At 71.5% G+C, this 10,709-nt stretch carries 11 protein-coding genes and 1 pseudogene; 3 read left to right on the top strand and 9 right to left on the bottom strand.

Annotation, left to right across the window (positions count from 1 at the left end; translation table 11 throughout):
• Positions 1 to 507 precede the first annotated feature (507 nt).
• Positions 508 to 831, top strand: a complete 324-nt coding sequence (locus AVW11_RS34300; RefSeq protein WP_143568935.1) for a DUF3592 domain-containing protein — start codon at positions 508 to 510, stop codon at positions 829 to 831.
• Positions 832 to 1,176: 345 nt separating this feature from the next.
• Here AVW11_RS34300 and AVW11_RS39055 read toward each other — a convergent pair whose 3' ends face one another.
• Positions 1,177 to 1,299: a hypothetical protein gene (locus AVW11_RS39055; protein ID WP_276209139.1), complete on the bottom strand. Its 123-nt coding sequence runs from the start codon at positions 1,297 to 1,299 to the stop codon at positions 1,177 to 1,179.
• 38 nt (positions 1,300 to 1,337) lie between these two features.
• Positions 1,338 to 1,547, bottom strand: coding sequence for a hypothetical protein (locus tag AVW11_RS34290; RefSeq protein ID WP_030856214.1), 210 nt, complete (start codon positions 1,545 to 1,547; stop codon positions 1,338 to 1,340).
• A gap of 213 nt (positions 1,548 to 1,760) precedes the next feature.
• Here AVW11_RS34290 and AVW11_RS34285 point away from each other — a divergent pair, with 213 nt between their 5' ends.
• Positions 1,761 to 2,519 (top strand): GntR family transcriptional regulator, encoded by a 759-nt coding sequence (locus AVW11_RS34285; RefSeq protein WP_030855996.1) that lies wholly within the window; start codon positions 1,761 to 1,763, stop codon positions 2,517 to 2,519.
• Positions 2,520 to 2,546: 27 nt separating this feature from the next.
• On the opposite strand, the gene AVW11_RS34280 is transcribed toward AVW11_RS34285, so the two are convergent.
• Positions 2,547 to 2,774, bottom strand: coding sequence for a hypothetical protein (locus AVW11_RS34280; protein WP_076046970.1), 228 nt, complete (start codon positions 2,772 to 2,774; stop codon positions 2,547 to 2,549).
• On the bottom strand, positions 2,767 to 2,928 hold the full coding sequence (locus AVW11_RS37595) for a hypothetical protein (RefSeq protein WP_158076183.1): 162 nt from the start codon (positions 2,926 to 2,928) through the stop codon (positions 2,767 to 2,769). The genes AVW11_RS34280 and AVW11_RS37595 overlap by 8 nt, the downstream gene beginning before the upstream one ends.
• A gap of 190 nt (positions 2,929 to 3,118) precedes the next feature.
• Here AVW11_RS37595 and AVW11_RS34275 point away from each other — a divergent pair.
• A pseudogene (locus tag AVW11_RS34275) lies at positions 3,119 to 4,346 on the top strand (transcriptional regulator).
• On the opposite strand, the gene AVW11_RS34270 reads toward AVW11_RS34275, so the two are convergent.
• The 5 genes from AVW11_RS34270 to AVW11_RS34245 all read right to left on the bottom strand — a co-directional run bounded on the left by AVW11_RS34270 (position 4,327) and on the right by AVW11_RS34245 (position 10,255).
• Entirely contained in the window at positions 4,327 to 4,992 is a 666-nt protein-coding gene (locus tag AVW11_RS34270) for an HAD family hydrolase (RefSeq protein WP_030855992.1), read from the bottom strand. The pseudogene AVW11_RS34275 and the gene AVW11_RS34270 sit on opposite strands and share 20 nt — an antisense overlap.
• A gap of 517 nt (positions 4,993 to 5,509) precedes the next feature.
• Positions 5,510 to 6,904, bottom strand: coding sequence for an FtsW/RodA/SpoVE family cell cycle protein (locus AVW11_RS34260; protein ID WP_030855989.1), 1,395 nt, complete (start codon positions 6,902 to 6,904; stop codon positions 5,510 to 5,512).
• Positions 6,892 to 8,106, bottom strand: a complete 1,215-nt coding sequence (locus AVW11_RS34255) for an LCP family protein (RefSeq protein ID WP_060178870.1) — start codon at positions 8,104 to 8,106, stop codon at positions 6,892 to 6,894. The genes AVW11_RS34260 and AVW11_RS34255 overlap by 13 nt, the downstream gene beginning before the upstream one ends.
• Positions 8,107 to 8,163: 57 nt before the next feature.
• Positions 8,164 to 9,576, bottom strand: a complete 1,413-nt coding sequence (locus tag AVW11_RS34250) for a sensor histidine kinase (protein WP_079250903.1) — start codon at positions 9,574 to 9,576, stop codon at positions 8,164 to 8,166.
• Positions 9,569 to 10,255, bottom strand: a complete 687-nt coding sequence (locus AVW11_RS34245) for a response regulator transcription factor (protein WP_030855982.1) — start codon at positions 10,253 to 10,255, stop codon at positions 9,569 to 9,571. Before AVW11_RS34245 ends, AVW11_RS34250 begins: the two co-directional genes overlap by 8 nt.
• Between the last annotated feature and the right edge of the window lie 454 nt (positions 10,256 to 10,709).

Below are 10,709 nucleotides of genomic sequence, written 5' to 3'. Positions count from 1 at the left end.
TCCCGCCCCGGAAATCCGAAAGACTGCCGGGAAGCCCCCAAAGGGACGGGCCGGGGGTTCAAGACACCATCGGCGTGTCGGAGGGGCCCGGCGGGAGCCCGGTGCGCCCCAGATCGCTACGCGCTCCCGTCGGAGGGCGTCCGCAGACCGCCTGGGGCTGGGCATAAGCCGCCACGAATCGCTACGCGCTCCTCCCCGACGGCGTCAGCGGGCCTCTTGGGCGGGACATAGACCGCCGCAGATCGCTACGCGCTCCTCCGAGACGGCGTCTGCGGCCCCCTGGGTGGGGAACCTCTGACCATGCCAGCGCATTTCTGCGGGAGCCGTTCCCGTGTACAGGCGCGTGCGTGGGGACTTCGGTGAGGAGGGCGGGACGCTTCCTCTGGCGCGACGTACGGGCCCGGCTCGGTGGTGATCGGGCTGCTGGTTGCCGCCCTCGGTATTGCGGGACTGGTCTCCATGGTGCGCGTGGCGCTGGTGAACCGAAGAACCATCCGGGAGGGGGTGGTGGCAGAGGCCCCCTGCCTGGGGGCGTACGTGGTGCACAACCGCTCTTCGGACGGATACACCACCAGCCAGTGGCGGCTGATCCTGGGATTCCTGACGCCGGAAGGACGGGACGTACGCGCCGAGCTGGTGGCCCATGTCCCCTACGCCGTCGGCGACACCGTGCCCGTGCGGTACCTGCCGGAGTGCCCCGAGCGGGTCGTGCCGGCCGGTGCGACGTTCGGGATCGGCCTCTCTGCCGGCCTCAAGGGCGTGGCGATGCTCGGCCTCGTCTATGCGGGACTCTCCCTCATGGTGATGGCGCTCGGAGCCGACTGGGCGTAGGGCCCCGGCGGCAGCAGCGTCCGATCAGGGTCTCCGCCTCCTCATCCACGACGTGTCCTCGCCGCTGTGTCCCAGAGAGCCGGCCTCCCAGGCACGCGCGTCGCGTCGGGCATCGCGAACATCGCGCCACATGGCCGTTCCGTCACGGACGCGCCCCCTGCGCCGCCGCGCCCTCCAGTCGACCCAGCAGGCGAGCACGACGATCAGGACGAGGGGCGCCAGGAAGAACCACATGCCCGTCATCGTGCGCCACAGGACAGTGCCCGGCCAGACGGCGTGCAGTAACTCTTCTTCTGCAAGGTCGTTGAGCTGTGCCGTGTGATGATGCCGGCCATGGCTGTCGATTCAGTGGTCGTACGACAGTGCGTCGCGGATCTGGACCTCGCGGTCGCGGAGGCGGGGGCCGAAGTCGTGGTGCCCGTCCAGCGCACCCCGAACGACCGCCGAGCCGTCCTGCGGCACCCGCACGGCGGTGTCTTCGAGTACGTCGGCCCGTGCCCCGGGGCTCAGTCCGCGGGCTCGACGTTGGCGGCCGACGTGGTGAACTCCAGCCCGGACGCGCCGCGGATGTAGGCGAGCTCCACCCAGTGCGCGGTGGCGGCGTTCGAGACGTTCTCGTTGACCACGGCCACCAGCTCACCCTCGACGCCCGAGGCGATGTCGCGGACGCGTCGATGCAGGAGCCGGTGCGGCACGTGCTCGTACCGCTCGCTCACCGGACGTCACGGTGCTGAGGCATGCAGACCACCCCTCATCCGCAGCTGCCGGAACGGCAGCCTCTCTAGAGACATCCCCAACTACACCCGATCCGCCGTCCGTTCGCAATGCGTCTCTAGAGAACTACGCCCGAATGGGCCACCGGGCTGATGCGTGCGGCGGCCCACCTCTCGCCCTAGGGTGTCTAGAGAGGAAAGGGAGTGATCGTTTTCATGACCAGCCAGGGCGCTACTCGGCAGCCGAAGTACCAGCGGATCGCTGACGCGCTGAGGAAGTCCATCCAGGCCGGCGAATACGGTCCGGGCGACCGGCTTCCGGGTGAGAACGACCTCATGGCCGCGTACGAGGTCGCCCGGATGACCGCCCGCCAGGCCCTCGGCGTCCTCCAGAACGAAGGCCTCGCCGAGGCGCGCAAGGGCGCCGGGGTCTTCGTCCGGGCGTTCAGGCCCTTGCGGCGGCGCGGCCTCCAACGGCTGGCCCAGGAGCAGTGGGGTTCGGGCCGCTCCATCTGGTCGACGGACTCCGAGGACCGGGAACTGGTCGTCGACCAGATCGACGTGCGCGAAGAAGAAGCCGACGACCGCGTCTGCGACGCGCTCGGCATCACGCCGGGAACCCAGGTGTGGGCGCGCAGCCGCCGTTTCGTGCTCGACGGCAAGCCGGTGCTCTTCGCGACGTCGTACCTGCCGTCGGACATCGTCGCCGATTCCCCCATCACCCAGCGCGAGACGGGCCCGGGCGGGACGTACGCCCGGCTGGCCGAGCTGGGTCACGGCCCCGTCCATTTCCGCGAGGAGATCCGCTCCCGGATGCCCTCCGCCGACGAGGCCGACCGCCTCTCCCTCGCCACGGGTACGCCCGTCATCCGCATCGTCCGCACCGCGTTCGCCGAGGACGGACGGGCCGTCGAGGTCAACGAGATGACCCTGGACTCCGCCTCCTACGTCCTGGAATACGACTTCGACGCCTGACGGGCGAATCGTCCGCGCCATCGTTGGTTACGAGCACGCCTGCCCGTCAACGGCGGGCACGACGTTGGCGACCGAGGTGGTGAATTCCAGTCCGGATGCACCACGGATATAGGCCAGTTCCATCCAGCATGCGAGCCCGGTGTCCGAGACGTTCTCGTTGATCACGGCCATCAACTCGCCTTCGGCGCCGGAAGCGATGTCGCGGACACGGCGCCGCAGGGGCAGGTGCGGCACGTATTCGTACTGCTCACTCATCGCTCTCGACCTCGTCGGCGGCGGTGAAGCGCGCGAAGCCGGCCTGTGCGCGCGCCAGGAGCTCGGGACTGGGCTGGCGCACCGCGGCGAAGCCGATGCTCGGACTGTCCGGGATGTCGAGGCTCCAAACGCCGCGAGGGGTGGGGCTCGTCACGGGTTGCTCCCTACTGTGGGCAGCGGATGGTAAGTCAAGACTGGACTCGTAAAGGTCGCTTGCCGAGGACTTCTCTGGGACTTCTGACGTCGCATAAAGAGACTTCTGTGCGCTCGATGCGGTGAATCACGGGAAATGGATGCGACATCCTGGAACAGTGGCACCATCCCGCTTTCACAAGGAGGATGAGATGCCACGTCCTACGGGCAACGCGCGTCTACGCGCGGCCCGCTTGGCCGCCGGATACCGGGGTCACAGCAAGACCTCATCGATGCCCTTGCTCGCAGAGGCGTGAACGTCGGTATCAAGCAGGTCCAACGGTGGGAGTCCGAAACGCCGCCCTGGCCCTACCCCGAAGCCCGCCGCGCACTCCAAGAACTCCTGGGGCAGGACATGGAACAGCTCGGCTTCGAACGGCGTCCCGGGACCACCGAGTCGGGGCTTTCGCCCGCCCGCCTGGCACCGCCGGCCCGAGGCGCGGTCCGGACCCGGAACGCGACGCAGCCCGCAAGCGTCGCTTCGGACTATCTCGCGGTCACCCGTGCTCACCGGCAGCTCTATTGGAGCGTTGCGCCCGCCACGCTCCACCCGGCCGTCGTTGCACATGCAGGACTCGGGGAGGCCCTGCTCCCCGCCACAGCCGGACAGACACACCAGACCTTGGCCGCCGCCTTGGCGGAGAGTCACCTTCTCGCAGGGCGGATCGAGTTCTTCGACCAGCGCGCACCCGACCGCGCGCGAGACACCTGGGTCCAGGCGCTGCAGGCAGCGGGCGAGGCCGACGACCCGCTCCTCGGCAGCGCGATCCTGGCGCACATGGCCTTCGTACCGGGATGGTCAGGGGACCGGCTCGCGGCATCGGAACGGATGATCGCAGCCCGGACCTACGCCCGCCGGGCACCGGCGTCCGCAGAGTTCCTGGCATGGCTGGACGCGGTCGAGGCCGAATGCGAGACCCGCTGTGGCAACACAGGACCGCGCTCAACCTGATCGCCCACGGCGAGGACGTGCTCGCTGCCGGAGGCGCGCACGCGAGCCCGGAGTGGATGGACTGGTTCTCGGTCGTGAGACTGGCCGCGTTCAAGGGCAATACCGAGCTCAAGGCGGGGCGTCTGCCGCAAGCCCGGGAAACGCTGCTCCGCGCCCTGGCCGATCTGCCTGCCGATTCCGACAAGCAGCGCACGGTGATCCTCGGAGACCTAGGGGCGGTAGAAGCTGCCGCGAGCAACCCTGAGGCCGCCGCGGAGTACGCATTGCGCGCGCTCGACCTCCTCGAAACGCACTGGTACGCGACCGGACTGGAACGCGTCCGCGATGTGAGGCGCGCGCTCGTACCGTGGCAGCACGAGCGGTGTGTCCGTGACCTGGACGACCGGCTCTACGGATGGGGTTCGGTGCTCAGTGCTCTGACGAATTGAAGTCTGCGATCCGGGTCGGCAGTTCTTCGAGGGATTCGACCCGGAACGTCGGCAGTTCCAGCGCCTCAGGGCTGTTCCACTGGATCGTCGCCCACGGGCCACGGCGGATGAGCGCGGTGCGCATGCCCGCCGCGGAGCCCGGGCGGAGATCGTTGTCGACGCGGTCGCCCACGTAGAGGATCTCTTCCGGGGCGAACGGTACGACCTTCGCGACGCGGACGAAGAACTCGGGATCCGGCTTGCTGGCACCCCAGTCGTCCGACGTCCCGATGAGGTCGACGTCGTCGGTGAACAGCGAGCGCAGGATCCCACCGGCCCGCACCGTCTGGTTCCCCGCGATGCCCAGCCAGAGACCTGCCTCACGGAGTGCCCTGAGGGCCGGCCGGACGTCAGGGTAGAGGTCGCTCTCGTCGAAGTGCTCGGGCTGACCCGCCGCGGCGCGGGCCTCGCGTTCGGCCGTCAGGTCGAAGCCAGGCTTGAAGGGCTGGAACACTTCACGGTAGTCGCGCCCTTGGGCAATGACGGCGCCGAACATCGCTGCAAAGGTATGGCGGGGCACTCCCAGCCAGTCGGCCCACGTGCCGTACTCCCTGGTTTCGTCCACGAGGCACTCGCCAACGTCGAAAACCACAGCGCGAATCGTCATGCGGTCAGCCTAGTTACAGCGGAGCGCAACAACGCATCTGCGGCTTACGACCAGCCCCCCGACGGACTGTAGTCGCGTGATCGAGAAGCGCGTAGCGATCTGAGGCGGCCTATGTCGAGCCACAGAGACAGGCAGACGCCCTCGGGCAGGAGCGCGTAGCGATGTGAGGCGCTCCGGGCTCCGCCCGGGCAGCGCCGACGCCCCGATGGTCATCTCTCGTCCGGCCCGTTCCTTTGGGGGCTTCCCGGCTGTCCTCGTATTTTCCGGGGCGGGACGGTCGGTCAAGGGTGGCCGAAGGCCATCGCGCAGCGACGCGACGAAGGAGCGCCCTTGAGGGACCGGCACGAACCGGAAGACGATAGGACCGCCGGGAAACCCCCAGCACCTCACCGACCCCGCCCCGCCGAAACCCCGCCCCCCTACCACCGCCCCGACGCAGGGGGTGGGTGGGCAGCCACCGGCCCGGGGTGGTGGGGCCGCGGGGGTGAAGGCGCCGGGGCGTGGAATCCCGTACCCCCTACACCCGCACCACTGGCGTGAGCGTCGTTTCCGCCGGGCCTCGGGAGTCCGCCTCGCGTTGGCGTTCCGCGCTGTCGCTGATGCGGAGGAGGAGGGCGATCATGATCCAGTTGGCCAGGAGGGACGAGCCGCCCTTGGCCAGGAAGGGCAGGGCCTTGCCCGTCAGGGGGATCAGGCCCGTGACGCCTCCGGCGACCACGAAGACCTGGAGCGCCAGCGCCGAGGCCAGGCCCACCGCCAGCAGTTTGCCGAAGGGGTCGCGGGCGCCGAGTGCCATGCGCAGTCCGCGCTGCACGAGGAGCGCGTAGAGGACCAGTACGGCCATGACCCCGGCCAGGCCGAGTTCCTCGCCCACGGTGGTGAGGATGAAGTCGCTGCGGCCGGCAAACTTGATCAGCTCGGGGTGTCCCATGCCGAGGCCGGTCCCTGAGATGCCGCCCGTGCCGAAGCTGAACAGCGCCTGCGCCGACTGGTCCGAGGTGACGCCCGGGGGAGGGTTCTCCCAGTAGACGGAGAGCGGGTTCAGCCACGCCGCCACGCGCGCCTTGACGTGCGGCTCCGTCGAACCGACCACGAAGGCCCCGGCCGAGGCCATGAGCAGGCCGCACACGATCCAGCCGGTGCGTTCGGTGGCGACGTACAGCATCACCACGAAGACGCCGAAGAAGATCAGGGACGTGCCCAGGTCCCGCTCGAAGACCAGCACCAGCATCGAGAGGATCCACACCGTGATGAGGGGTCCGAGCTGGCGCATCGGTGGCAGTCGCATGCCGAGGAACCTGCGGCCCGTCAGGGCGAGGGAGTCGCGGTGGATGACCAGGTAGCCGGCGAAGAAGATCGCGATCATGATCTTCACGAACTCGCCGGGCTGGATCGAGAAGCCGAAGAGGATGATCCACCGCTTGGCGCCGTAGGTGTCCGCGCCGAAGAACGCCGGTGCGATCAGCAGCACCAGCGCGACCGCCATCGTGATGTAGATGAACCGCTGGAGCAGGCGGTGGTCGCGCAGCAGGGCCAGCACCGCGATGCAGGCGGCGACGCCGACCACCGTCCACAGCAGCTGGCCCGGGGCGTTGGCGTCGGAGTTCCAGCGCTCGATGTAGCCCTGGTCGAGGCGGTGGATCAGTACCAGCCCCAGCCCGGTCAGCAGCATGGCGAGCGGGAAGACCAGCGGATCCGCGTAGGCCGCGAAGCGGCGCACGCCCAGGTGCCCCACCAGCGACAGCAGCGTCATGGAGATGGTGAAGCCGGCGAGGTTGGGCGGGAGCTCGCCGTTCATCGCGAGGCCCGCGGCGGCGTGCCCGAAGACGGCGATGGCGACGACGAGGACGAGGAGCAGCGCCTCGGTGCGGCGGCGGGCGCCCGCCGCCGTCAGGGGCCTCAGTCCACGCACGGGATGCCGCCGCCGTCCTCGGGGGTGGACGGGGAGGGCGAAGAGGCGGGTGGGGGTGCGGACTCGCGCGCCCCCGGTGCGGAGCCGGCCGAACCGGCCTCGGCACTCGGCGCGCCGGGGCTTGCGGAAGCCTTGGGTCCGATCTGCTCTGCAATGAGGCGCTTTATCTTCATATCATCTACGACGTTGATGTCCTCCCCGAGGTTCCTTCCGAAGCGCTCGACGGGCAGTGTCGTGAACTGCACCCTGCCGTCGGACAGGCTCTTCGCCCGCTTCACGAACGACAGCAGGTCCCATCCCTGGTCGGTCACCACGTCCTGTTTCGCGACATCGATCAGCTTGATCAGCTTCACCGGGTCGGTGAAGGTCCCGGCCGAGTTCAGCTTCTTCGTCGCACCCGCGAGGAAGGCCTGCTGCCGCTTCGTCCGGTCCAGGTCGCCGCCGTCCAGACCGTGCCGCTGGCGCACGAAGGCGAGCGACTGCCGGCCGTCGAGGGTCTGCGGCCCCGCCGGGAAGTCGGCGCCCGAGTAGGTGTCCTTCACCGCCTTGTTCAGACACACCGGTACGCCGCCCAGGGCCTGCGCGAGGTGGTGGAATCCGGCCAGGTTCAGCTCGGCGAAGTGGTCGACCGGCACCCCCAGGAAGCCGCGCACCGTTGCGATCTGGGCCGCCCGTCCCGCCTCCCGGCCTTCCCGTTCCAGCTCCCGGGCGTCCTTCACGCCCGCTGCGGCGAGCTGCCCCTCCTTGCGGGCCTTCGCCAGCCCGTACGCCTTCTTGATCTTGTCCTTGCCGTGGCCGGGTATGTCGACGAAGTCGTCGCGCGGCACCGAGAAGGCCTTCGCCCGGCCGCCGTCCCCCGGCACGTGCAGCAGGATCAGGGTGTTCGCGTTGTAGCCGCCGATGTCCGAACTGCCGGCGTGCAACTGGTCGAGGACCTCCGCCGGCAGTTTCTCGCCGTTCTTGTCCCGGCGGCTGTCCAGGCCGATGAGCAGGATGTTGGTGTCGCCGAACTTCGACTTCTCGGCTCCGTCGAGGGCCCTGGAGCTGCCGATGCCGGCGGCCAGGTCCCGGTACAGGTACCAGGCGCCCCCGCCCGCCGTCACCGCCAGCGCGCAGGCCGCGACCAGCAGCGTGCGGCCGAGCCGCCGGCGTCGGGACGGGGGGCGGCGTCGGGTCCTCGTCTTCCTCCGGTGCGCGCTCATGCCAGTCGATCGTGGGGCAGACCGGCTGAAGGAATCCTGAGGTTCCTGAAGGGGCGTTCAGGGCTGCCGCCCCATGTCCCCGCCCCGCCGGCGGATCCGCAGCACCAGCCGCGCGCCCCCGGCCGGCGTCGGCAGCGCGCGTACGTCGCCCCCGTGCGCCCGCGCGACCTCCCGGGCGATGGCCAGGCCGAGTCCGGTGCCGCCGCCGGCCCGGCTGCGGTCCGCGTCCAGCCGTACGAACCGTTCGAAGACCCGCTCCCGGTCCGCGTCCGGGATGCCCGGGCCGTCGTCCGTGACCTCCAGCACCGCCCAGCCGTCCTCCTCGGCCGCCCGGACGGCGACCTCGGAGCGGGCGTGCCGCAGGGCGTTGTCCACCAGGTTGGCCAGCGCCCGCTCCAGCCGCGCCGGGTCCCCGGCGGCCGGTACGGGTGCCCGGGCGTCCAGCCGTAGCGCGACCCGGGCGCCACCCCGGCGGGCCGCGTCCTCCGCGGCGAGCAGCGCCAGGTCCACGGGCTCGGCCCGGGGCGGCGGCCCACCGTCGAGGCGGGCCAGCAGCAGCAGGTCCGCCGCGATCCGCCGGAGCCGATCGGTTTCGGCCAGCGCGGCCGCGACCGACTCGCGGTCGGGGCGGTCCGCCGCCAGCGCCACCTCCAGCCGGGACCGGACGGCAGCCAGCGGATTGCGCAGCTCGTGCGAGGCGTCCGCGGTGAACTGCCGCTGCCGGGCGTCGGCGTGCTCCAACCGGTCGAGGGTGGCGTTGACGGTCCGGGCCAGCTGCGCGATTTCGTCCGCCCCGCCGGGATCCGGGACCCGCCGGTCCAACTCGCTGGCGGTCACCGACGCCAGCTCGGTGTGGATGGCGTCCACCGGGCGCAGCGCCCGGCCGGTCACCCACCAGGCCAGGGCCGCGGCGAAGGCGATCAGTGGGGGCGCGCCCGCCAGCAGTGCCACGGCGACGGCACCGGTCGCGTCGTCGACGTCGCCGAGCACGGTCACGGCGTACACCGTGTGCCCGCCGGGCGCCGCGACGGCGACCACCGCGCGCCGGTGCCCGCCGGGGTGCTCGGGCGGGAGCACCGCCGAGCGGGAGTCCTCCCCGGGGCCGGGACGCGGCGCGCCGTCCAGGGCGGGGGCGCGCCCCGGGTCGCCGCCGGTCGCGGCGACGGTCCGGCCGGCGGCGTCCCGTACGAGGACCAGGTCCACGCCGTTCTCGGGTGCGGTCAGCCGTCCGCCGGGCGGCGGCGGGGTACGGGAGTCGAGCTGGGCGGCGGCCCTGAGGGCGGCGAGCTCGGTCCGGCCGGTGGTGTTGTCGACGAGGTTGGCCCGCAGCAGGGCGTACAGCCACAGCCCGCCGGCAGCCAGTACCGCGGCCATGGCGACGGCGGCCGCCGCGGCGGTACGCGCCCGGATGCCGGGTCGCCCGCGGCGGGCGGTGCGGGTCCCGCCGGGGCCGCGTCGCGGCTCAGCCACCGTCGGGGGCCATCCGGTAGCCGGTGCCGTGGACGGTGAGGATCGAGCGGCGGCCGAAGGGGGCGTCGATCTTCTTGCGCAGCGAGGAGACGTACACCTCGACGATGTTCGGGTCGACGGCCTGCGGGGGGTCCCAGACCTCGTCCAGGATGTCCTGCTTGGCGACGGCGCGGCCGGGCTGCTGCATCAGGCAGGCCAGCACGCCGAGTTCGCGGGCGGTGAGCTCGATGTCCCGGCCGCCGCGTCGGCAGCGGCGGCCGCGCGGGTCCAGGACGAGGTCGCCGGCCTGGAGGGGGCCGCCGCCGTCGTCGCCGGCTCCGGCGCGGCGGGCGAGGGCCCGGATCCGGGCGGCCAGGACCACGAAGGAGAACGGCTTGGTGAGGTAGTCGTCGGCGCCGGCGTCCAGCCCCTCGGCCACGTCGTGGTCGCCGTCCTTGGCGGTCAGCATCAGGACGGGGGTGGTGTCGCCGTGGGCGCGCATGCGCGTGCAGATGGCGTGGCCGCCGGGACCCGGGAGCATCAGGTCGAGCAGGACGACGTCGTAGGGGCCGCCGGCGAGGGCGAGGTCCAGGCCGCGGTGGCCGTCGTGCGCGACGTCGACGATGTGCCCGTCGGCGGACAGGCCGCGCCGCAGGGACTCGGCGAGGTTCTCTTCGTCTTCGACCACGAGGATGCGCACGGCTCAAGCGTCACATATCGCCCGAACCGGGCCCCTACGGGGTGCCCTGCGGGCGGCTCGGCGGTGTACGGCTCGCTCCCGGCGGGGGGTGCCGTGCGGCGGGCTCGGCGGTACCCCTCGGCTCGGCGCCGGGCCAGTGGGTGGTACTCGGCGGTGTACGGCTGGATCCGGGCGGGGGGTGTCGTGCGGCGGGCTCGGCGGGACCCCGGGCGGGGTTGCTGCGGGGTGCCCGGCGGGCGGCTCGGCGGTGAGCGGCCGGATCCCCGGCAGGGGTGTCGTGCGGGCGGTTCGGCGGTGCCCCTCGGCTCGGCGCCGGGCCCTGCGTGGTGCTCGGGGGTGTGCGGCTGGATCCCGGTGCGGGGTGTTGTGGGGGTGGTTCGGCGGTGTGCTTGGTGGGGTGTGGCGGGGCAGGGTTCGGTCTGGGTCGGGGGGCCGCCGCCGGGGTGTCTCCTCG

Origin of the sequence: Streptomyces amritsarensis, assembly GCF_001953875.1 — a bacterium.
GTDB lineage: Bacteria > Actinomycetota > Actinomycetes > Streptomycetales > Streptomycetaceae > Streptomyces > Streptomyces amritsarensis.
This window is presented reverse-complemented; position numbering and strand designations above follow the sequence as displayed.